The organism is Mesorhizobium sp. M7A.F.Ce.TU.012.03.2.1 (assembly GCF_004006095.1).
Classification (GTDB): Bacteria; Pseudomonadota; Alphaproteobacteria; order Rhizobiales; family Rhizobiaceae; genus Mesorhizobium.
Genome location: NZ_CP034779.1, coordinates 1,186,485 through 1,208,398 on the forward strand (window position 1 = coordinate 1,186,485; position 21,914 = coordinate 1,208,398).

Annotated in this window: 20 protein-coding genes; 14 read left to right on the top strand and 6 right to left on the bottom strand. The window is 64.4% G+C overall.

Features of this window, described 5'->3' with window-relative positions:
* Positions 1 to 17 precede the first annotated feature (17 nt).
* The 4 genes from EJ079_RS05710 to speB form a co-directional block, all read right to left on the bottom strand.
* Entirely contained in the window at positions 18 to 665 is a 648-nt protein-coding gene (locus EJ079_RS05710) for an amino acid ABC transporter permease (protein WP_127808344.1), read from the bottom strand.
* Positions 662 to 1,318, bottom strand: coding sequence for an amino acid ABC transporter permease (locus EJ079_RS05715; protein WP_127808345.1), 657 nt, complete (start codon positions 1,316 to 1,318; stop codon positions 662 to 664). Before EJ079_RS05715 ends, EJ079_RS05710 begins: the two co-directional genes overlap by 4 nt.
* Before the next feature lie 6 nt (positions 1,319 to 1,324).
* Complete coding sequence (locus EJ079_RS05720) at positions 1,325 to 2,131, bottom strand: transporter substrate-binding domain-containing protein (RefSeq protein WP_127808346.1); 807 nt, start codon at positions 2,129 to 2,131, stop codon at positions 1,325 to 1,327.
* Positions 2,132 to 2,216: 85 nt separating this feature from the next.
* Positions 2,217 to 3,278, bottom strand: coding sequence for an agmatinase (gene speB, locus EJ079_RS05725; protein WP_127330421.1), 1,062 nt, complete (start codon positions 3,276 to 3,278; stop codon positions 2,217 to 2,219).
* Between the two features lie 207 nt (positions 3,279 to 3,485).
* Here speB and gcvA point away from each other — a divergent pair, with 207 nt between their 5' ends.
* The 8 genes from gcvA to EJ079_RS05765 all read left to right on the top strand — a co-directional run bounded on the left by gcvA (position 3,486) and on the right by EJ079_RS05765 (position 12,260).
* The gene (gene gcvA / locus EJ079_RS05730; protein ID WP_127808347.1) at positions 3,486 to 4,460 is read left to right on the top strand and encodes a transcriptional regulator GcvA; all 975 of its coding nucleotides are present in this window, start codon (positions 3,486 to 3,488) and stop codon (positions 4,458 to 4,460) included.
* 136 nt (positions 4,461 to 4,596) lie between these two features.
* Positions 4,597 to 5,901 carry a nicotinate phosphoribosyltransferase gene (gene pncB, locus EJ079_RS05735; RefSeq protein ID WP_127808348.1) on the top strand — a complete coding sequence of 435 codons (1,305 nt, stop codon included), beginning with the start codon at positions 4,597 to 4,599 and terminating at the stop codon, positions 5,899 to 5,901.
* Positions 5,902 to 6,313: 412 nt separating this feature from the next.
* A complete protein-coding gene (locus EJ079_RS05740) occupies positions 6,314 to 7,507 on the top strand; it encodes a hypothetical protein (RefSeq protein ID WP_164873686.1) in 1,194 nt (397 codons plus the stop codon).
* A 128-nt stretch (positions 7,508 to 7,635) separates the two neighbouring features.
* On the top strand, positions 7,636 to 8,940 hold the full coding sequence (locus EJ079_RS05745) for an ABC transporter substrate-binding protein (RefSeq protein WP_127398032.1): 1,305 nt from the start codon (positions 7,636 to 7,638) through the stop codon (positions 8,938 to 8,940).
* Between the two features lie 38 nt (positions 8,941 to 8,978).
* On the top strand, positions 8,979 to 9,860 hold the full coding sequence (locus EJ079_RS05750) for a branched-chain amino acid ABC transporter permease (RefSeq protein ID WP_127321453.1): 882 nt from the start codon (positions 8,979 to 8,981) through the stop codon (positions 9,858 to 9,860).
* Positions 9,857 to 10,819 (top strand): branched-chain amino acid ABC transporter permease, encoded by a 963-nt coding sequence (locus EJ079_RS05755; protein ID WP_127808349.1) that lies wholly within the window; start codon positions 9,857 to 9,859, stop codon positions 10,817 to 10,819. Before EJ079_RS05750 ends, EJ079_RS05755 begins: the two co-directional genes overlap by 4 nt.
* Positions 10,816 to 11,544 carry an ABC transporter ATP-binding protein gene (locus EJ079_RS05760; protein ID WP_127395496.1) on the top strand — a complete coding sequence of 243 codons (729 nt, stop codon included), beginning with the start codon at positions 10,816 to 10,818 and terminating at the stop codon, positions 11,542 to 11,544. Before EJ079_RS05755 ends, EJ079_RS05760 begins: the two co-directional genes overlap by 4 nt.
* Complete coding sequence (locus EJ079_RS05765) at positions 11,541 to 12,260, top strand: ABC transporter ATP-binding protein (RefSeq protein ID WP_127321450.1); 720 nt, start codon at positions 11,541 to 11,543, stop codon at positions 12,258 to 12,260. The genes EJ079_RS05760 and EJ079_RS05765 overlap by 4 nt, the downstream gene beginning before the upstream one ends.
* Here EJ079_RS05765 and EJ079_RS05770 read toward each other — a convergent pair whose 3' ends face one another.
* Complete coding sequence (locus EJ079_RS05770) at positions 12,261 to 13,694, bottom strand: sodium:proton antiporter (RefSeq protein WP_127808350.1); 1,434 nt, start codon at positions 13,692 to 13,694, stop codon at positions 12,261 to 12,263.
* A 193-nt stretch (positions 13,695 to 13,887) separates the two neighbouring features.
* Positions 13,888 to 14,502, bottom strand: coding sequence for a bifunctional nicotinamidase/pyrazinamidase (gene pncA, locus EJ079_RS05775; RefSeq protein WP_127808351.1), 615 nt, complete (start codon positions 14,500 to 14,502; stop codon positions 13,888 to 13,890).
* 246 nt (positions 14,503 to 14,748) lie between these two features.
* Here pncA and EJ079_RS05780 point away from each other — a divergent pair, with 246 nt between their 5' ends.
* The 6 genes from EJ079_RS05780 to EJ079_RS05805 are packed head-to-tail and all read left to right on the top strand — an operon-like array spanning position 14,749 to position 21,891.
* Positions 14,749 to 15,603: a xanthine dehydrogenase family protein subunit M gene (locus EJ079_RS05780; protein WP_127808352.1), complete on the top strand. Its 855-nt coding sequence runs from the start codon at positions 14,749 to 14,751 to the stop codon at positions 15,601 to 15,603.
* On the top strand, positions 15,600 to 18,434 hold the full coding sequence (locus tag EJ079_RS05785; protein ID WP_127808353.1) for a molybdopterin-dependent oxidoreductase: 2,835 nt from the start codon (positions 15,600 to 15,602) through the stop codon (positions 18,432 to 18,434). The genes EJ079_RS05780 and EJ079_RS05785 overlap by 4 nt, the downstream gene beginning before the upstream one ends.
* Complete coding sequence (locus tag EJ079_RS05790; protein ID WP_127808354.1) at positions 18,431 to 19,972, top strand: 6-hydroxynicotinate reductase; 1,542 nt, start codon at positions 18,431 to 18,433, stop codon at positions 19,970 to 19,972. Before EJ079_RS05785 ends, EJ079_RS05790 begins: the two co-directional genes overlap by 4 nt.
* The gene (locus EJ079_RS05795) at positions 19,972 to 20,856 is read left to right on the top strand and encodes a UPF0280 family protein (RefSeq protein WP_127808355.1); all 885 of its coding nucleotides are present in this window, start codon (positions 19,972 to 19,974) and stop codon (positions 20,854 to 20,856) included. Before EJ079_RS05790 ends, EJ079_RS05795 begins: the two co-directional genes overlap by 1 nt.
* Positions 20,849 to 21,433, top strand: a complete 585-nt coding sequence (locus EJ079_RS05800) for an amino acid synthesis family protein (RefSeq protein WP_127808356.1) — start codon at positions 20,849 to 20,851, stop codon at positions 21,431 to 21,433. Before EJ079_RS05795 ends, EJ079_RS05800 begins: the two co-directional genes overlap by 8 nt.
* Positions 21,430 to 21,891, top strand: coding sequence for a MarR family transcriptional regulator (locus EJ079_RS05805; protein WP_127271007.1), 462 nt, complete (start codon positions 21,430 to 21,432; stop codon positions 21,889 to 21,891). The genes EJ079_RS05800 and EJ079_RS05805 overlap by 4 nt, the downstream gene beginning before the upstream one ends.
* Positions 21,892 to 21,914: the final 23 nt, after the last annotated feature.

The window sequence follows — 21,914 nt, forward strand, 5'->3', positions numbered from 1 at the left end:
AGCGCTGCCTTGGCGCGTCAGCGAGCAGCCGCCTGTTTCTCGAGCCTGCGGGCGTATTGCGTCAGCGGAAAGCACATGACGAAGAAGATCAGAGCCACCAGCCCATAGACCTTGAACGGTTCGAAAGTCGCATTGTTGATGGCGTTGGAGGTCCGCACCAGCTCCTCGAAGCCGATGATCGAAGTGAGCGCGGTCGATTTGATCAGCTGAACCAGGAAGCCGACGGTGGGTGCGCGGGTGATCGAAAAGGCCTGCGGCAGGATGATCAGCCTCAGCTCCTGCAGATAGTGCAGGCCAAGGCTTGCGCCGGCGTCCCATTGCCCCAGGGGTAGCGCCACGACGCCGGAGCGCCAGATTTCGGCGAGATAGGCGCTGGCGAAGAAGGTGAGGCCGAGCGCCGCCGCCGTCCAGGGTTCGATGCGCAGGCCGAGCATCGGCAGCCCGAAGAACATCAAGAACAGCTGCATCAAGAGCGGCGTTCCCTGGAACAGGGCGATGTAGCCGGAGGCTATGCGCCTGCTCCACTTGTTCTTGGCGATCCTGAAGAACAGCACGATCAGGCCGACGATGCCGCCGCCGATGAAGGCGGCCAGCGATAGCAGCACCGTCCAGCGGGCGGCGAGCAGCAGGTTGCGCACGATGTCCCAGGAGGTGAACTCGATCATGATACACCGGCTCCGAGCGCACGGCGCCCGCCTGACACCAGCAGCCGGCGCAAGGCCATCGACAGAGCGAGATAGACCAGCGTCACGACGAAATAGGTCTCGAAAGAGCGGAAGGTGCGCGCCTGCAGCATATCGGCCTCGTAGGTCAGTTCACGCACGGCGATCTGCGACACCACGGCCGACTCCAGCATCATGATGACGATCTGGCTGGTGAGCGCGGGATAGATAATCTTGAGTGCCTGCGGCAGCACGATCTTGACGAACACCTGGCGTGGCCGCAGCCCAAGTGCGAGCGCTGCTTCCGTCTGTCCGCCGGGCACGGCGTCAAGCCCGGCGCCGACGATCTCGATCGTGTAGGCCGCCATGTTGAGCGTCATCGCCAGCATGGCGGCCAAGATCGGATCGAGCCGGATGCCCAGGCTGGGCAGGCCGAAGAAGATGAAGAACAGCTGCACCAGGAACGGCGTGTTGCGCATCACCTCGACGTAACAGGCGATCGCCCGCTTGAGCAGAACCGGGCCGTTTCGTCGCCCCGCGGCACCCAGGATGCTGAGCAGCGTTCCGGCCAGCGTGGTCACGGCGATCAGCAGGATCGTCGTGGCCGCGCCGTGCGCGATGTCGCCCAGAGCACCCGGGAGCCAGGCAAAGGCCACGGAAACTCAATCCTTGAGGTTTTCGGGATTGAGCGGCGTCTTCAGCCAGGCTTTCGAGCTTTCGTCCAGCTTGCCGTCGGCCAGCATCTTGGCGACCGCATCGTTGACAGCCTTCTTCAGGCCGTCTTCGTTCTTGTTGAGGCCGATATGCGAGGGCGAGGTCAGAAGCTGGAACTTCTGCTCCGGCTTCAGTGCGTCCTGCTTGGCCAGCACCTGCGCGCCGACATCGTTGCCGACGACCATCAGCTGCGTCTGGCCGGAGATGAAGGCCTGGATCACCGAATTGTAGTTGTCGAAGCGCTTGATGTCGGCCGACGCCGGTGCTGCCTCGGTGAGCGAGGTGTCTTCCAGCGTGCCACGATTGACGGCGATCGACTTGTCGGCGAGGTCTTCCTTGCCCTTGACCGTCAGAGCCGCCGGACCGATCACGGCGATGTAGTAGGGCGCATAGGCGGCGGCGAAGTCGATGACCTGTTCGCGTTCCTTCGAGTAGCCGACGCTCATCAGGATGTCGACGCGCTTGTCGTTCAGATACGGGATGCGGTTCTGGCCGGTGACGGCGATGGGGTTGAGCTTCACCTTGAGCGTATCGGCAATGTATTGCGCGACATCCATGTCATAGCCCTTGAGGCTCATGTCGGCGCTGGCCGAGGAGAAGGGCGGGAAATCGGCGAAGACGCCGACATTGATGGTGCCGGCCTTGGTGATGTCCGCCAGCGCATCGGCGCTTGCGGCTTGTGTGGCGAAGCCGAAACCGGCGGTGCCAAGCATCAGCACGGCGGCGATCGAGGCAAATGTCTTGCGGATTGTCATTGTTATTCCCCTGTCTGGACGCTTGTTTGTTGGATACGGCCGCCGGCTCCAGCGCGGCGGCCGCCTTCGTTCGGATTGGTAGAGGTCAGGCTCCCTTGCCGGTGACAGCCGGGCTGAACACCATCAGGCTCAATATCTCGAACAGCACCTGTGCGGCGGCGTGCGCCGTGTTGGTGGTAGCGTCATATTGCGGCGCCACCTCGACGACGTCGCCGCCGACGATGTTGAGGCCCTTGAGGCCGCGCAGCAGTTCGAGCACTTCGCGCGTCGTCAGCCCGCCGACTTCCGGCGTGCCGGTGCCCGGCGCGAAGGCCGGGTCGACGCTGTCGATATCGAAGGACACATAGGTCGGGCCGTCGCCGACTATTCTGCGCGCCTTCTCGATGATGGCCGGAATGCCGAGACCGGTCACCTCCTCGGCATGCACCACGGTCATGCCGGACTCGTAGGTGAATTCCCACAGATATTCGGCCGAGCCGCGGATGCCGATCTGGATCGTGCGCGTCGGGTCGAGCACGCCGTCAAGCACCGCGTTGCGGAACGGGCCGCCATGGTGGAACTTGGTCATGTCGAACAGGCCACTGGTGTCGCAGTGGGCGTCGATATGGATCAACCCGACCGGAGCTTTCTTGCCGACGGCCTTCAGGATCGGATGGCTGATCGAATGGTCGCCGCCTATCGAAAGCGGGATGACGCCGGCATCGACGATCTGGTTGGTGCGGCGCTCGATATCCTCATGGCTTGTCTCAAGCCGGTAGCGGCTGCGGAACGGCGTGTCGCCGATATCGGCGACCCGGAGCTCATGTGTGGGCGCGCATTCCAGAACGTGATTGTAGGGGCCGATGCGCTCGATGGCACGCAGCGCTCGCGGCCCGAAGCGCGAGCCTGGCCGGTTGGTGACGCCGAGGTCCATCGGCACGCCGATCATCGCCACCTGCAAATCGCCGAAATCCGGATTGTCGGCCGATATTTCGCGGTAGGGCGCGGCGAGGAAGGTCGGGATGCCTGAATAGGGCGCCAGCCGCGTGCCGCTCTTGGAGAAGATCTTATCGGCGACCTTGCGGAATTTCGGGTCGAACATCTCGCCGCCATGGCTTTCACCATATTTGCGACGCAACGCGTCGAGCTTGCCGCGATCGTATCCCATGTCCGCTCCTCCTGGGCTGATGCAGTGCCGCCGCGGATGACGCCTGCGAACCGACCGTCATCCGGCCGGGCCGCTGTCCCGCTGGCTGCCTGCAGATTTCACGTCTTGATGCTGTTCCAGGTTCAGTGTCCGGCAGCGGCATTGAAAAATCAATTGATATTGTTAGGGTGTTTTCTGTGAGAAAATCTCACAATAAAGTTGATACCCATGACCAAGCGCCTGCCACCGCTTAATCCACTGCGCGCCTTCGAGGCAACGGCCCGACATGGCTCGCTGACCAAGGCAGCCATTGAGCTGAATGTCACCCATGGCGCCGTCAGCCATCAGATCAAAGCGCTCGAGCAGTCGCTCAATGTCAAGCTGTTCGAGCGGGCCGGCCAGCGGGTCAAACTGACACCGCATGGCGCGGAGCTTCTGCCGGCGGTGTCGACCGCCTTCGACGGCATCGCCGCCGCCACCCAGCGCATGACAAGGCCGGCGAGCAGCGGCACACTTTCGGTCTCCTGCGTGCCGGCGCTTCTGTTGTTGTGGATGACACCGCGGCTCGGCAGTTTCATGGCGCAATATCCCGACATAAGGCTGACGCTTATCCCTTCCAACGATTCCAAGGATTTGCGGGCGCCCACCATCGATGTCTGCGTGCATTATGGCGACGGCAGCTGGACCGATTGCTGGATGCGCAAATGGTCGGGCCTCGAACTGTTTCCCGTGGTCAGCCCGACACTGATCAACAACCGGCCGATCCGCAGCGTCAGGGATCTCGCCGACCATGTCTTCCTGCATGGCGATGACGGCCGCGAATGGCATACCTGGCTGGCGGCCGCCGATGCGCTGGACCTGGAGCGGGGTCGCCGCCATCACCTCGGCGATGCGCGTATGGCGACCGAGGCGGCGGTGCATGGCCATGGCGTGGCGCTGGGCGACTCCGTGACGGCAAGCGCGCTGCTGGCCAGGGGCATGCTGGTCGCGCCGTTCAGCCTGTCGGTGCCGGCGGTCGACGATTTCTATGTCGTCTGCCGCAACGAGATGCGGGCGACACCGATCGTGCAGGTGTTCATCGACTGGCTGTTCGCCGAGAAGGCCGGGGATGACGGGCGCGCCGACGCCCCTGTGGCCGGCCGCATCGTCAGCCGCCGCAAGCGTCCGGCGCTCAGGGTGATGGGCGGAAAATCCGCAAGTTGATGCCAAGCTCTGCGCCACCGCATGCAGGCAGCTCTTTTTGTCGGGCCAGCCTGAAAGCGGGCAGCGTTCTGGCCGATTCGATGCTATGAGGCCTGTCGCGATTGTGGATGGCAGGCAGCGAAGGCGGTGTTGAGACATGGCTAAGACCGATATTGCGCGGCGCGTCTACAACCACACCTGGAAGCTCGACCCGATCGTGCGCAGCCTGCTCGACACGGATTTCTACAAGCTTTTAATGCTGCAGATGATCTGGGGCATGTATCCCAAGGTCGACGCAACCTTCTCGCTGATCAACCGCACGACTTCGGTGCGCCTTGCCGACGAGATCGACGAGGCCGAATTGCGCGAACAGCTCGACCATGCCCGCACCTTGCGCTTCTCCAAGAAGGAGATGATCTGGCTCGGCGGTAACAATTTCTACGGCCGCAAGCAGATCTTCGAGCCAGAATTCCTCGCCTGGCTGGAAGGCTTCCGGCTGCCCGAATACGAGCTGTCGAAGCGCGACGGGCAGTATGAGCTGACCTTCAGCGGGCCGTGGATGTACACCACACTGTGGGAAATCCCGGCGCTCGCCATCATCAATGAACTTCGATCGCGCGCGGCGATGCGGGCGTTCGGGCCTTTCGCGCTCGACGTGCTCTATGCCCGCGCCAAGTCCAAGATGTGGGCCAAGACCGAGCGGCTGAAGGCGCTGCCCGGCATCCGCATCTCGGACTTCGGCACGCGCCGGCGCCATTCCTTCCTATGGCAGCGCTGGTGCGTCGAGGCGCTGAAGGAAGGCATCGGCGAAGCGTTCACCGGCACCTCCAACGTGCTTCTGGCCATGGACAACGACCTCGAAGCGCTCGGCACCAACGCACATGAGCTGCCTATGGTGTTCGCCGCCCTCGCCGACTCGGAAAAAGAGCTGAGGCAGTCGCCCTACAAGGTGCTGCAGGACTGGCAGCGTTACTATGGCGGCAATCTCTTGATCGTGCTGCCCGACGCCTTCGGCACGGCATCGTTCCTGCGCGATGCGCCGGACTGGGTGGCCGACTGGACGGGCTTTCGCCCCGACAGCGCGCCGCCGATCGAAGGCGGCGAAAAGATCCTGTCCTGGTGGCGCGACAAGGGCAAAGATCCCCGGCAGAAACTGCTGATCTTCTCCGACGGGCTTGAAGTCGAGACCATCGAGGAGACCTATCGCCACTTCAAGGGCAAGGTGCGCATGTCCTTCGGCTGGGGCACCAATCTGACCAATGATTTCGAAGGCTGCGCGCCGACGGAAACCAACAGCCTCGACGCCATATCGCTGGTCTGCAAGGTCACCGAGGCCAATGGCAGGCCAGCGGTCAAGCTTTCCGACAATCCGGCCAAGGCGACCGGCGATGTGAAAGAGATCGAGCGGTATCTCAGAATTTTCGGCGAGAAGGACCGCGTGGAGCAATTGGTCAAGGTGTGAGGGGTGGGGTTCCTGGATAGTACGAGTTCCCTGGCGCCCCCCTCTGTCCTGCCGGACATCTCCCCCTCAAGGGGGGAGATTGCTCCCTCATCTCTGCTTTCGCCAATCAACAACATTGCCAGGGAAGAGCCGGCGGCGAAACTGCCAATCTCCCCACCTGTGGGGGAGATGTCCGGCAGGACAGAGGGGGGCGCCGTAGGGTGCTTCCCTTCGCAAATTCCGCCCATTTGCTTCTCCGCTTCGTTGGCCCTCCTCCCCTGCCTTCGCCCACGCCTCCGACCGTGGCCATGTCCTGCTGCTGCCGACCGGCTACTATCTGATCGGCGGCGCCTTCGCCGTTGCCGTAAGCTTCCTCGTCCTGGCGCTGCTGCCTGCGGATTTGCTGGACCGTTTCTGGCGCCGGCGCCTGCCGTTGTTTGCCCTCAGCAACGCCGCCCGCACCGTCATCAGCCTGCTCTCCTTTGCCGGCTTTGTAATCCTCATAGCCGCCGGCCTTTTCGGCAGCCGCGACCCACTTTCCAATCCTCTGCCACTGGTGATCTGGACACTGTTGTGGGCCGGCGTCACGCTGCTGCAGGGTGTCTTCGGCGACCTCTGGTCATGGCTCAACCCCTGGTATGGAGCATGGCGTCTCGCCTCGCGCCTGTTCGGGACCAGGGATCACGGAGCATGGCGCCTGCCCGGATGGGTCGGCTGCTGGCCGGCTGTCATCCTGTTCTTCGCCTTCGCCTGGTTCGAACTCATCGATCCGGCGCCCGACGATCCGGGGCGGCTGGCCTTGGCCGCCGGCCTCTACTGGCTGTTCTCTTTCCTCGCCATGCTGGCGTTCGGCTATCGCGACTGGAGCCGCAGCGGTGAATTCCTGACGGTTTTCTTCTCGATGGTGGCGCGCTTCGCCGTGGCCGAACGCAACCAAGACGGCCGGCTTGGCCTGTGCTGGCCCGGCGCCAAGCTGCTGACGGCGCAGCCCCTGCCGGCCAGCGGCATCGCCTTCCTGCTGCTGGCCCTGTCGTCGGTGTCCTTCGACGGCCTGTCGAAGACCTTCTTCTGGCTCGGCCTGTTCGGCATCAACCCGCTCGAATTTCCCGGCCGCACCGCGCTGATCGGCAGCGGCACTTGCGGGCTGATCCTGACATTCGCGCTGCTGGCGGCGGTGTTCCTGCTTGCCGTCCGGCTCGGCCAGCGTCTTGCCGGCAGCGATCACACGCTCGGCCAGGCCGCAGGCCTGCTGGTGTGGTCGATCGTGCCGATTGCGCTTGCCTATCACGTTGCGCATTATCTGACGGCGCTGCTCGTCGACGGCCAGTATGCGCTTGCGGCACTGTCCGATCCGTTGGCGCTGGGCTGGAACCTGTTCGGCACCGCCGACATGCAGATCGAGGCCGGCATCGTTGCGGGGGCGGACTCTGCGTGGTGGCTGTGGAATATCCAGGCCGGCGCCATCATCCTGGGCCATGTGCTCGCCGTCCTCGTCGCTCACGGCTTCGCCTGGCGCCTGCACCCACAGCCCTCCCGCGCGGCACTCAGCCAGTTCCCGCTCACCTTGCTGATGATCGCCTACACCGTCTTCGGCCTCTGGTTGCTTGCCACGCCGACTGTCGGATGAGAAAAGGCGACCAGCATGCCTTCGGGGAAAGCCCGCTTGCCACGTCGGGGCTTTGGTGATTTAGTTTGTACACATGCGATTTTTTGCCTCGTTACAGCCAGTCAAAACTCAAAAACAGGGGAACTGCCGTGACTGACAAGAATGGGTTTTTCGATCTCTCCAGATCCACGCTCACCCGCCGCACGGCGCTGAAGGGTCTGGCCGCCGGCGCCGGTCTGGGCCTGGCCCCCGGCTTCGTCCGCTATTCCCAGGCGCAGAGCTCGGCGCCGATCAAGATCGGCTTCCAGTCGCACCGCACCGGCATCGGCGCCGCCTATGGCCGCTGGTACGAGAAGACCACGGCTGCCGCGGTCAAGGCGATCAACGCCGCCGGCGGCATCAACGGCCGTCAGGTCGAGGTGATCATCGAGGATGACGGCACCGATCCCGGCCGTGGCGCCGAGGTGGTCGGCAAGTTCGCCACCCAGCACAAGACCGACATCGTCTTCGGCACGCTGTTCTCGCATGTCGTCATTGGCTCTGCGCCCGCCGCCGGCGAAAACAAGATGCCCTATTTCGTCGTCAGCGAAGGCCATCACGTCGCCTCGACAAAGCTGAACCGCTATGTCTTCCAGCCCGGCATCACCGACGTGAAGAGCCAGATCCAGTCGATGGCGCCGTGGATCGCGGCCAATGCCGGCAAGAAGGTGACGCAGATCTTCCCCGATTTCGCTTTCGGCTACGACCATCGCGACTACCTGCCGCCGGCACTGAAGGCGCAAGGCGGCGAGGTCATCGCGCAGATCGCCATCCCGCCGACGGAATCGTCCTTCACCAAATACTTCCCGCAGATCCCGGCCGAGACCGAGGTGATCTACCACGTCATGGTCGGCCCGGCCGTGCTGACCTTCGTCAAGGAGCTCGGCGAGTTCTATGGCTCCAACCGGCCGCAACTGTTCGGCTTCATCGATTCGCTCGAAGCCACCGACATCAACAGTCCCGGCCTCGAATTCCTCGACGGCAGCCATTTCTGGGAAGGCTCGCCGCGTTATGCGCAGGCCAACGATTCCGAAGCGCAGAAGGCCTACCGCACCGCTGTCGGCATCGATGACAATGGCGCTGCCGTCGGCGATCCCAAGGATGTCTCCACCGCAGCCCACATGTTCGGCTGCTGGGAGACGCTCTATGTCGTCAAGAAGGCAATGGAAGACGCCGGCTACAAGGGTCCGGAAGACCGCGCCAAGCTGGTCGAGGCGACCGAGGCACTGACCGAGTTCGCCGAAGGCCCGCAGCATCCGCAGGGGCCAAAAACCTTCAACGGCAAGATCCACCAGTGCTTTGGTATCCAGAACATCTCCAAGGTCGAGGGCGGCAAGCTCAAGGTCGTGCACAAGACCAAGATCGAGGACGGGCTTTACGAGGCCGAGGGAGATTATACGACGCAGGCGCTGTGAGTTTGGCATTCCAGCAAGCGCCTGCCAGCGTGTAACCGATGCACTTTGGTCCCCACCTCCTCCTCGCTGCCCTCGAAGGCCTCGTCACCTCAGCCGTGCTGGCGCTGACGGCGCTTGGGCTGTCCCTGGTGTTCGGTGTCATGCGCGTGGTCAATGTCGCGCATGGCGAGTTCTTCATGCTGGGCGCGGTGCTCGCCTGGGCGATCACCACGGCCATCGGCGGTCACCCTGCGCTCGGCTTCCTGGCGGCGCTGGTGATTGCCCCGCTGATCGTCGGCGCCATTGCGCTGGTCGCCGAACGGCTGGTGCTGCGCCGGCTCAATTACAATCCGGAAGCCACCATCGTCGCCACCATCGGCATGCTCTACATCATCCAGCAGCTGGCGCTGACTTTCTATGGCCCGGAGGCTCGGCCGGTCGAGCCGCCGTTCAGCTACCGCATCCTTTTGCCTTGGTTCGGCTATTCCGGCTACAAACTGTCTGTTATCGCCGCTTCCGCGCTGCTGCTCACCGCGACATGGCTGGTGCTGACGCGCACCAGGATCGGCCTCGTCATGCGCGCCACGCAGTATGACAGCGAAACCGCACAGGCCTTCGGCATCCCTGTCGGCCGTGTCTATGGCGGCGTCTTCGCGCTCGGTGCCATGCTGGCGGCCATTGCCGCGGTGCTGATCGTGCCGATCAGCCAGGCGCATTATCTGATGGGACAGGATCCGCTGCTGCTCTCCTTCATCGTCGTCATCATCGGCGGCCTCGGCTCGCTGCGCGGCACGGTCGTCGCCGCCGTGCTGATCGGCCTCTCCGACGGCATCATCTCGATGTTCTTCTCGCCGACGCTGGCCAAGATCATTGCCACGCTGCTCGTCGCCATGGTGCTGGTGTTCCGCCCGCAAGGCCTGTTCGGGACGGCATCGCGATGAGCGAAGCTTCGCCGGCAAAAGCCTATGCCCTGCATCTCGGCGTCATCGCCCTGCTCTTCGTGCTGAGCTTCCTGCTGCCGGACTACTATCACGGCCTGCTTGCCCGCATCATGGTGCTGGCGGTCTTTGCCACGGGCTACAACATGCTGTTCGGCTATGCCGGCCTGCTCAGCCTCGGCCATGCGATGTTCTTCGCCGCCGGGCTCTATGGCGCCGGCCTTGCCGTCATCCAGCTCGGCTGGAGCGTACCAGCGGCATTCGCCTCGGGCCTCGGCTGTGGTGTTGTTGTTTCACTCGTGATCGGCCTGCTGGCGTTGCGCACCACGGGCGTCGCCTTCATGATCGTCACCATGATGTTCGCTCAAGTGTTCTACCTCCTCATCCTCTACTTCGCGACTTGGACCGGCGGCGACCAAGGCATGGTCGTGCCGCAGCCGGCGCGGGTGCTCAGCTTTGGCGCTACATCGCTCGAACTCACCAATCCGACGGTGCGCTACATGACAGCGCTGGCGCTGTTTTCCATCGTGCTGCTCGTCACATTGGCCATCGTCCGCTCCCGCTATGGCCGCGTGCTGGTCGCCATCCGCGAGAATGAGGAGCGCACGAAGATGCTCGGCTACGATACGTTTTCGAACAAGCTCGCCGCCGTCGTCATCTCCGGCATCATCTGCGCGGCCTCGGGGGCCGCCTATGCGCTGCTGTTCGGCTATGTCGGATCGAGCTTCGCGTCGGTGCAGTATTCGATCCTGCCGCTGCTGTGGGTGCTGCTGGGGGGTGCCGCGACGACGCTCGGACCGCTGATCGGCACGCTGTTCATGTACTATGTCATTGATATCACCAGCGGCTACACCTCCGCCTATCTGCTGATCGTCGGCATCGCGCTGATCCTGCTGGTGCTGTTTTTCCCGAAAGGCATTCTGGGCAGCATCCGCCAGCGCTGGCTCGGGTGGCTGCCATGATGCCGCTTTTGACCACCAAGGGCCTGTCGCGCAATTTCGGTGGTCTGCGCGCCGTCGACAATGTCGATTTCGCGCTGATGCCGGGCGAGATCCGCGCCGTGATCGGCCCCAACGGGGCGGGGAAGACCACCTTCGTCAGCCTGGTCAGCGGCCGCATCCAGCCGTCTGCCGGCATGATCGTGTTCGACGGCGCCGACATCACCAATCTGCCTGCCTATGTCAGGGTGCGCAGGGGCATCGCCTACACCTTCCAGCTCACCAGCGTCTATGCCAACCTGTCCGTTTACGCCAACGTCGCGCTGCCCGCGCAACTGACGCAGCGGCATGGCAGTCTTTCCAAGAGCGCGATACAGGCCGCTGTCTTGACCGCACTGGAACGCACCGGCCTGGCCGATCGTGCCCACATGCCGGCCGGCCAATTGTCCTACGGCCATCAGCGCCTGTTGGAAGTGGCGATGGGCCTGGCGCTGAAGCCGCGCCTGCTGATCCTCGACGAGCCGACGCAAGGGCTGGCCGACAGCGAGATCGACAATTTCATCACCCTGGTGCGCGAGATCGCCAAGAACGCCACCGTGCTTCTGATCGAGCACAACATGCCTGTCGTCATGCAACTCGCCGACCGCATCACCGTCTTCAATGCCGGCAAGATCCTGGCCGAAGGCACCCCCGAAGCGATCCGCGAGAACGCGGCGGTGCAGGAAGCCTATCTGGGGACCGCCCCATGACCGAGGCAAAGTCCGAGGCGCTGACCATCTCTGGACTGGACTGCTACTATGGCGAGGTCCAGGTGCTCTATGGCCTCGACCTGGTGCTGAACAAGGGCGAGGTGCTGTGCCTGTTCGGCCGCAATGGCGCCGGCAAGACGACGACGCTGAAAGCCATCATGGGACTGGTTCCCTCAAGCGCCGGCTCGATCAAACTGGCTGGCCAAGAGTTGACTGGTCTGCCGGCGCATGAAGTGCCCAAGGCCGGCGTCGCCTATGTGCCGCAGGGAAGGCGGCTGTTCGCCGAAATGACGGTGGCCGAAAACATCGAGATCGGCCTGATGGCGCGCGGCAAGGGCAAGGCGACGCGTGAAAACGTGCTCGACCTCTTTCCATTGCTGCGCCAGCGGCTGCGGCAGCGTTCCGGCACATTGTCCGGCGGCGAACAGCAGATGCTGGCCATGGCGCGCGCGCTCTGTCTCGAACCGCAAGTGCTGCTGCTCGACGAGCCAACCGAAGGGCTGATGCCGTCGATGATCGCCAAGATCCGCGAGACGGTGTCGAAGCTGCGCGACATGGGCGTCTCGACCATCCTGGTCGAGCAGCGTGTCGATGCCGTGCTTTCGGTCGCCGACCACGTTGCCTTCATCGAAAACGGCCGCAACCGCGAGACGGTCGACGTCGAGGAGTTGCGCGCCGACCCGTCGGCGGTGCGCCGCTATGTCGGCGTCGGGTGATCAGCCGAAGAACAGAAAGCCCGCGACCAAAAATGTCGGGATCAGCACCAGCCCAGACCACAGCATGTAGCCGAAGAAGCCCGGCATCTTCACGCCGCGATGGCGGGCGATGGCGTAGACCATGAAGTTCGGTGCATTGCCGATATAGGTGTTGGCGCCCATGAACACGGCTCCGGCCGAGATCGCGGCAAGCGTCGAAGCGAACTCCGTCATCAGGTGCCTTGGGTCGCCACCGGCAAGCTCGAAAAACACCAGATAGGTCGGCGCATTGTCGAGGAAGGACGACAATGCCCCTGTCAGCCAGAAATAGGCGAGATCGTTGGGCGCACCCGAGGGTGAACTGACAAGCGACACCAGCGGCGCCAGTGCCCCCTCATGGCTCGCCCTGAGGATGGCGATGACCGGCACGATGCAGACGAAGATGCCGGCAAACAATTTGGCCACCTCCGCTATCGGACCCCAGTTGAAGCCGTTCGCCTCGCGGTGGCTCTTGTAGGAGAGCGGAAGCGACAGCAGGGCGAGCGCCAGGATGATGGCATCGCGCACCAGGTTCTGCAGTTCCAGGCTGACCCCGAACACGGAGAAGCTGACGCCCGGCTTCCAGGCCGCCGACAGCAGGATGGCGCCGATCACACCTGCCAGCAGCGGAAGGTTGGCCAGGCCGCGCAGGCGCACCGTTTTATCCGGCGTCGGGTCCTTGATCTTCGGCGCACCAGCCTCGCGCCGATGCAGGATGATGTCGATCACCAGAAAAACGGCCAGCACGGCACCGCCGACGAACAGCGTCTCGCGCCAGAGATTGGCGGTCGTCCAGAAGAAAGCGACGCCTCTGAGGAAGCCGACGAACAGCGGCGGATCGCCAAGCGGCGTCAGTGAGCCGCCGATGTTCGACACCAGGAAGATGAAGAAGATGACGACATGGGCGTTGAACGGCCTGTTATCGTTGGCGCGGATGATCGGCCGGATCAGGATCATCGAGGCACCGGTCGTGCCTATCACCGAGGCCAGCAGCGCGCCGACCAGCAGCAGGCCTGCATTCACCAGCGGCGTGCCGTGAATGTTGCCGGCAAGGAGAATGCCGCCCGAAATGGTGAACAGCGCAAACAGCAGGATGATGAACGACATGTATTCCGTGAGCAACGCATGCAGCACCGCTTCGGTCGCTGTGGGAACACCGAAGGCAATCGCCAGCGGCACGATCACCAGCGCGGCCCAAAGGGCCGATATCTTGCCGTAGTGATGTTCCCAGGCATGAGGAAACAGCAGCGGACCGGTGGCGATCGACAACAGCAGCCCGGCAAAGGGCAGCGCCCACCACAGCGACATCGAAGCGCCGGGTAGGCCGTGGTCTTCGGCGGCAAAAGCTGTTCCAGGAAACAGTATTGCGAAAACTGTTACAGCGCATGGGATCGCGTACGAGAAAGGCCCCCTCATCCGGCCGCTACGCGGCCACCTATGCCGGGGCGAGTCACGGGCCTCGCCCGTCCTTCGGACCCCCGCTGGGGAGAAGAGACGAGCTTCGGCGCCGGCAGCCTCCTCTCCCCTCGGGGAGAGGTCGGATTGCCCCGAATTGCCCTTCGCAATTCGGCTGGCAATCCGGGTGAGGGGGTGCTTGCCCAACGGCCGTTCAATCCGACAAAGGGTCTTCGAGCGTCACGCCGGCGTCGCGCATGCGCTGCAGCATTGTATCGAGCGAACCGTTGAGATCGATGCCGCGGCAGGCATCGAGCCGCACTGTGGTTTTGAAGCCCTGGCTGACGGCGTCCAGCGCCGAAAAGCCGACGCAGAAATCGGTCGCCAGCCCGACCAGGGTCAGCGTGTCGATGCCGCGCTCCCGGAGGTAGCCGGCAAGGCCGGTCTGGGTCGTGCGGTCGTTCTCGAAGAAAGCCGAATAGCTGTCGATGTCAGGCCTAAATCCCTTGCGAATGACGAGCTCGGCCTTGGTCCAGGCGAGGCCGGAATGGAAATCCGAGCCCAGGCTGCCCTGGATGCAGTGGTCCGGCCACAGCGTCTGCTGACCATAGGGCATTTCGATCATCGTGAAAGGCTGCGCGCCAGGATGGCTGGAGGCAAAGCTGGAATGACCGGCGGGATGCCAGTCCTGCGTCAGCACGACATGGTCGGTTCGCCGGATCAGGTCGTTGACCAGCGGCACGATCTCATCGCCGCCGGCAACCGCCAGCGCACCGCCCGGACAAAAATCGTTCTGCAGGTCGATGACGACAAGCGCTTCGTCGGCCATGGGCTTTCCTCTTCCGTATGCAGGCTCCAGTGGAAAATGCCGCTGACGCGACCGGACGCAGAAACTTGACCAGATGGCCGGCGGCGTCAACCCTCTCGCGACATAACAAATGCGTGCCGGCCGGGCCGCCGCAAACTCGGGCTTTGACAAATCCTGCGGGCTTGATATCATTTGCATACGAATGAGTTTCTCGGCTCGAACGCCGGAAATACCGGATTCGGAAAGTTCCTTTCTGGAAGGCAAAGCGTGATCCGTTACGCGAAACCCACCTCGGTCGACGAAGCGCTCGCTTTGCTTGGCGAGGGCGCCTGGCGCATCCTTGCCGGCGGCACCGATTTCTATCCGGCACAGGGCAGCAAACCCTTCCGCGACAATGTTCTCGACATTAACGGCCTGGCGGCGCTGCGCGGCATTGCCGAGACGCACGACCATTTCGTCATCGGCGCGCGCACGACCTGGACCGACATCGTCCGCCATCCCTTGCCTCCGGCCTTCGATGCGCTGAAACAGGCGGCGCGAGAGGTCGGCTCGGTGCAAATCCAGAACGTCGCCTCGGTCGCCGGCAATCTCTGCAACGCCTCGCCGGCCGCCGACGGGGTGCCGGGCCTGCTCATCCTCGATGCCGAGGTCGAGCTGCGCTCGGTGGCCGCGACGCGGCATCTGCCGTTGCAGGACTTCATTCTCGGCAACCGCCGAACCGCTCTGCTGCCCGGTGAGATGGTCACGGCCATCCGCGTGCCGAAGCCCAGCGGCACGTCGGCCTTCGTCAAGCTCGGCGCGCGCCGTTATCTCGTCATTTCCATCGCCATGGTGGCGGCGCGTCTGGTCGTCCAGGATGGCCTTGTCCGGCAAGCGGCGGTCGCCGCCGGCTCCTGTTCGGTGGTGGCCAAGCGGCTGGCCGGCGTCGAAGCCGCGCTGCACGGTCTGCCGGTGGACGGCGGACTCGCCGACGCGGTCCTGGCCGCGCCGATGGCAGAACTGTCGCCGATCGCCGATGTGCGCGGCAGCGCCGAATACCGGCTCGATGCGGTGCGCGAGATTGTTGCCCGCACGGTGCTCGCGGCTATGGGGCGTACGACTGGCGAAGAGGTGGCGGCATGAGCCAAATTCAGCCTGACGCGCGTGAAGCCCTGCCCGATCCGGGCAGGGCCCAGCCAGGCTTCGGCGCTGCGCGCGCCGATATCGCCTTCGAGGTCAACGGCGCCGCCGTCTCGGTCAATGTGCCGCCGCTGCGCCGCCTGTCCCTGGTGCTGCGCGATGAATTGCTGTTGACCGGCACGAAGGTCGGCTGCGACGCCGGCGACTGCGGCGCCTGTACGGTGCTGGTCGACGGCGATCCGGTCTGCGCCTGCCTGATGTCGGCGGCTTCCGCCGCCGGGACGGCGGTAACATCCGTCGAAGGCCTCGCCAATGGCCGGCTGTCGGCGCTGCAGGCCTCGTTCCTTGCCCATGGCGCGGCGCAGTGCGGCATCTGCACGCCGGCGCTGCTGGTCGCGGCAACGGCGTTGCTGGACAAACAGCCAAGCCCGACCGAGGCCGAGGTGCAGGATGCGCTGGGCGGAATTCTGTGCCGCTGCACCGGCTACCGGAAGATCATCGCGGCGGTGATGGATGCCTCGCTGCAGGCAGCAAGCCTGGATTTCCGCTTGCCTCGATCAGGCCATGCGATCGGCTCCTCGCCCGTCCGGCTCGATGGCGTGCCGAAGGTCACCGGGGTTGAGAAATTCGGCGGCGATTCCTTCCCCGCCGATGCGCTGGCCGTGCTGGTGGTCCGCTCGCCGCATTATCACGCCGGCTTCGCCTTCGGCGACCTCGACGGCTGGACGAAGGCGCATCCCGGCATAGCCGGTGTCTTCACAGCAGCCGACATTCCCGGAAAAAACTGTTTCGGCGCTATCGGCCCGTTCGCCGACCAGCCGGCGCTGGCCGAAGGGTTTGCGCGGCTCCGTGGCGAGGCGGTGGCGCTGGTTGCCGGCGAGCGCGAGGCGATACTCGATCTCGATTTGTCGGATTTTCCTGTCCGCTGGAGCGAACTGCCGCATTTTCTGCAACCTGCCGAGGCGCAGGCTGAGGGTGCTGCGCTGATCCATGAAAGTCGGCCGGCGAACCTGCTCACCTCCGGCCTGGTCGAGCGAGGCGACCCCGAGACGGCGCTTGCCGGCGCTGCGTTCACCGTGTCCGGCGCCATCGACACCTCCTATGTCGAGCACGCCTATATCGAACCGGAAGCCGGCTATGCCTATCTGGACGGCGACACGCTGGTCGTCGTCGCCTGCACCCAGGCGCCCTATATGGACCGCGACGAGACGGCGAAGGTGCTCGGCCTAGCCGTCGACAAGGTGCGCATCGTGCCGACCGCGACCGGCGGCGGTTTCGGGTCCAAGCTCGACGTTTCGCTGCAGCCGCTGATCGGCCTGGTGGCGATGAAGACGGGGCGGCCGGCGGCACTTGCCTACACCCGCACCGAATCGATGATTTCGACCACCAAGCGCCATCCGGCCGAGATGAGAGCGACCATCGGCGCCGATGCCGATGGCCTTGTCACCGGCATGATCTTCGAAGGTGACTTCAACACCGGCGCCTATGCAAGCTGGGGCCCTACCGTGGCCAACCGCGTGCCGGTGCACGCCTCCGGACCCTACGCGACGCCGAATTACCGCGCCGAAGGTCGCGCCATCCACACGCATGGGCCGATCTCCGGCGCCTTCCGCGGCTTCGGCGTGCCGCAAGCGACGATCATGCAGGAGACGCTGTATGACGAGCTAGCCGGCAAGCTCGGCATGGACCGGCTCGATTTTCGCTTGAAGAACTGCCTTCGTAACGGTTCCGAAACGGTTACCGGGCAGCTTCTGGAGTCCGGCGTCGGCATTGCCGAATGCCTCGAATCGCTGCAGCCGCACTGGGTGCGCGCAACGGCCGATGCGGATGCGTTCAACCGTGCCAGCAGGGATAGAAAGCGCGGCGTTGGCGTGGCGTCCTGCTGGTATGGCTGCGGCAACACCTCGCTGCCCAATCCGTCGACCATCCGGGTCGGCATCGCGGCTGACGGCACGGTCATCCTGCACCAGGGCGCCGTCGATATCGGCCAGGGATCGAACACGGTCATCGCCCAGATATGCGCCGACGCGCTCGGCCTGCCGCTTGAGAAATTCCAGTTGAAGAGCGCCGATACAGCCATCACCCCCGACGCCGGCAAGACCTCGGCCTCGCGCCAGACCTTCGTCACCGGCAAGGCGGCCGAAAAGGCTGGCCGCGCCTTGCGCGAAAAGATCCTGCGCTTCGCCAATGTTTCGGAAAAAGCCGCTCTGCAACTGGACGGTTCGGTGATCGTCATCCGCGAGGGAGAAGCCACCCGCCGCATCGATCTCGCTACATTGGACGTGGATGCCGAAGGCTTCGTCTTTCGCGCCGAGGAGACCTACGACCCGCCGACGCTGCCCCTCGACGCCAAGGGCCAGGGCAAACCCTACGCCGTCTACGGCTATGGCGCGCAGATCGCCGAATTGGAGGTCGACCTCAAGCTCGGCACGGTGAAGCTGCTGAAAATCACCGCCGCGCATGATGTCGGCAAGGCGATCAACCCGCTGCTGGCCGAGGGCCAGATCGAAGGCGGCATTGCGCAAGGCATCGGCATGGCGCTGATGGAAGAGTATATCCCCGGCCGCACCGAGAATCTGCACGATTATCTCATCCCGACCATTGGCGACGTGCCGCCGATCGAGACCATCCTGATAGAAGTTCCGGATCCGGAAGGACCCTTTGGTGCCAAGGGTTTGGGCGAGCACGTGCTGATCCCGACGGCGCCGGCGATCCTCAACGCCATCCGCCACGCCACCGGTGTGCTGGTCACCAAGATTCCGGCGACGCCGACGCGTATCCGCGCTGGCATCCGCGAAAAAGATGGCATCCGCGAAAAGGAGGCACGCCGATGAGCGAGCTTGCCGAGCGCTTCGAAACCCATGATCCCGGCGAGAAGCTGGTGGCGGAGAAGATCCGCTGCGATGCCTGTCCGGTGATGTGCTACATCGCTGACGGGCGCACCGGCGCCTGCGACCGCTACGGAAATGTCGGCGGCAGGATCGTGCGGATGGATCCGCTGACCATCCTCGATCATGCGGCCGAGACCGGCGCGGCGATCGTGCCGTTCGTCGCTGTGGGCGAGGCCTGGGACGGCGAACTGGTCAACACCGGCCGCCGCTTCGTCACCGCAATAGGCGCCGGCACCACCTATCCCGACTACAAGCCGGCCCCCTTCATCGTCAGCCAGGAGGTCGAAGGCGTCGATCTCGTCACCGTCGTCACCGAGGGCATCTTCTCCTATTGCGGCGTCAAGGTGAAGATCGATACCGACCGTCACCTCGGTCCCGAGACGGCAATAGTCCGCGCAGCCGGCGAAGCGATCGGCCATGTCACGACGGGCGAGTATGGCTCGCAGATGCTGTCGCTGGGCGGTGTGCACCATCTGACCGGCGGCTCCAAGGCCGAGGGACGCGCCACCTGTGACGCGCTGCTCAATCTGTGCAACCGCAAGCCGGTGGAACTGGCCATCGACGGCGGCGCCACCATCATAGTCGAAGCCGGCAAAGCACCTGTCATCGACGGCAAGCAGGAACACCGAATGCGCGTCGGCTGCGGCTCGGCCACCATCGGCATGTTCGCCACGCAATGGCGCGGCCTTGTCGACGAGGTGGTGGTGGTCGACGACCACATCACCGGCGTCGTTTCCGAGCACCAGGCCGGCAAGGTGCTGGGCTGGCAGGATACAGGTATAAAAATAGTCGGCCGCCGTTCGACGCCGGGCCGCTATTTCAAGGTCTCCGAACCCGGGCTGGGCTGGGGCGGCACCAGCATTTCAGACCCGCTGTCGATCCTCGGCGAATGGAATGCCAAGAAAGGCGCGCGGCCGGGCCTTTCGCTGCTGATGGTGTCGACCACCGGGGAACAGTTCGCCTATTACGAACTCGACGACGAACTGAAACCGGTGCAAAAACCTTTCCCCGAACGGCTGCAGAAGTCCGTCGGGCTGATCGAGGACAATTGCGAGCCAGCTTTGTGCACAGTGCTGTTCATCGGCGGCGCCGGCGGCTCGCTGCGGGCCGGCGTCACCGAAAACCCGGTCAATCTCACCCGCTCGGTTCAGGGCCTGACCACCTATGTCACGGTCGGCGGCGCGCCGGTCTATGTCTGGCCGGGCGGCGGCATCACGCTGATGGTCGATGTCACCAGAGTGCCTGAGGGTGCCTTCGGCTATGTGCCGACGCCGGCGCTGGTGGCGCCTATCGAATTCACGCTGCGCCGCGACGACTATGTCAGGCTCGGCGGGTACGAGGCCGAGATCCGCAGCGTCGAGGATATTGTCGCAAAAGGCGGTGAGTACCTGAATCCGCGCCGCGGCACAGGCGCCGAAGCCACCAATCCATGGCCGCCACTCGCGCAGCTGCGCCGTGCCGGCTCGAACGGGGCCGGGTGATGCAAGGCCCGCAAGCCAACTGGCTGCAGGACGGCAAGCGGCTGCATCTCAACCACGGGCCGATCGACCTGATCGTCGAGGTTTTTGGTGAGGCGGATGAATGCCGCCGAGCCTATGAACAGGCGGTAGCGCGGTTCCAGACGATCCTGATGGAGCTGGTCGAGGAGCTCCCCGAATTGCGACTACCGGCGTTTTTCCTGGCGCCGCGCACCTTCGCCGGCCCGACGGCGCGCCGCATGGAAGCAGCCGTCATGCCCCTGGCGGAATGCTTCATAACACCGATGGCCGCCGTCGCGGGATCGGTAGCCGACGAAATGCTCGCCGCATTGCTTGCCGGTCGCAAGCTCGAGCGCGCCTATGTCAACAATGGCGGCGACTGCGCAATCCATATCGGCAGGGGAAAGTCGATGGGCTTGGCGGTCGCCGGCACCGGTAACGGCATGGCGGACCGGATCACGATCCGCGCGGAAGATGGCGTTCGCGGCGTTGCCACCAGCGGCTGGCGCGGCCGCTCCTTCTCGCTTGGCATTGCCGACGCCGTCACCGTGCTCGCGCGGACCGGCGCCGAGGCCGATGCGGCGGCGACCCTCATTGCCAACGCGGTGGACCTGCCCGGCAATCCGGCCATCAAGCGCATTCCCGCACACGAACTGTCGCCCGACAGCGATCTCGGCGCGCGCCTGGTGACACATAGTGTCGGCACGCTTGCCCTTGGCGAAGTGGCGCGGGCGCTGGACAATGGCCTTGCCGTCGCCGAAGATTTTCGCCGGCGCGGCCTGATTGCCGGATCGGCGCTGTTTCTTGGCGGTGAGATCCGCATCAGTGGCTCGGTTGCGCTTGCCGCGCCCAACAAAAGTTCGAGGGAGGAAGTTGCCCATGCCTGAGTTTCCGATCCGCAAGGTCGCGGTGCTGACCGAAGAGATCTTTCACGAGGGCGGTCCAATCGCAGAAGTGCCACGCCGCCGCGCCGCCGCCATGGCCTTGGTGAAGAACCCGTTCGCCGGGCGCTATGTCGAAGACTTGCAGAGCGCCATGGACGATCTGAAGCCGCTCGGCCTGTTGCTCGCCGACCGGCTGATCGTGGCGCTCGGCGGCGACGTCAAGCAGATCGACGGCTACGGCAAGGGCGCCATTGTCGGCACGGCGGGCGAGTTGGAGCACGGTGCGCTGTGGCATGTGCCCGGCGGCTACGCCATGCGCGAACGGCTCGGCGACGCCAAGGCGATCGTGCCGTCGGCCAAGAAGGTCGGCGCGTTCGGTTCAAAGCTCGATGTACCGCTCGGCCACATCAACGCCGCCTATGTGCGCAGCCATTTCGACGCCATGGAAGTCGGCATCAGCGATGGTCCGCGCCCAGACGAAATCCTGTTCTGCCTCGCCATGACCTGTGGCCCGCGCATCCACAATCGCATGGGTGGTCTCGCGGCCGATGACATCAAAGCCTGGGATGGCTTGCGGTGAGCGGCGAGGACAATCTGCTCAAGCTGGTCGAGGTCGAGGCGCCGGACGACCAGGATTACCTGCTGCAGGAGCAGGTCGGCTTCATCCTGCGCAAGGCGCATCAGCGCCATGTGGCGATATTTGCCGCGCATATCGGCGATCTGACGCCGCCGCAATTCGCGGCGTTGGCCAAGCTGCGTGACGTCGGCGAGACCTCGCAGAACCAGCTCGGCACGCTGATCGCGATGGATGCGGCGACGGTGAAGGGCGTCATCGACCGGCTGAAGGCGCGCGGCCTGGTCGAGCTTTCCAGGCACGAGGTCGACAAGAGACGGCTGCTGGTCAATCTGACCGCGGCAGGCCGCGATGCCATCGACCGCCTGATCCCGCTGGCGCGCGAGATCACCCAGGAAACGCTGGCGCCGCTCTCCGCCAAGGAGATCGCCACCTTCATGAAGCTGCTGGTGAAGCTGGCTTAGACCGCCGGGCGCCAAAAAGGCAC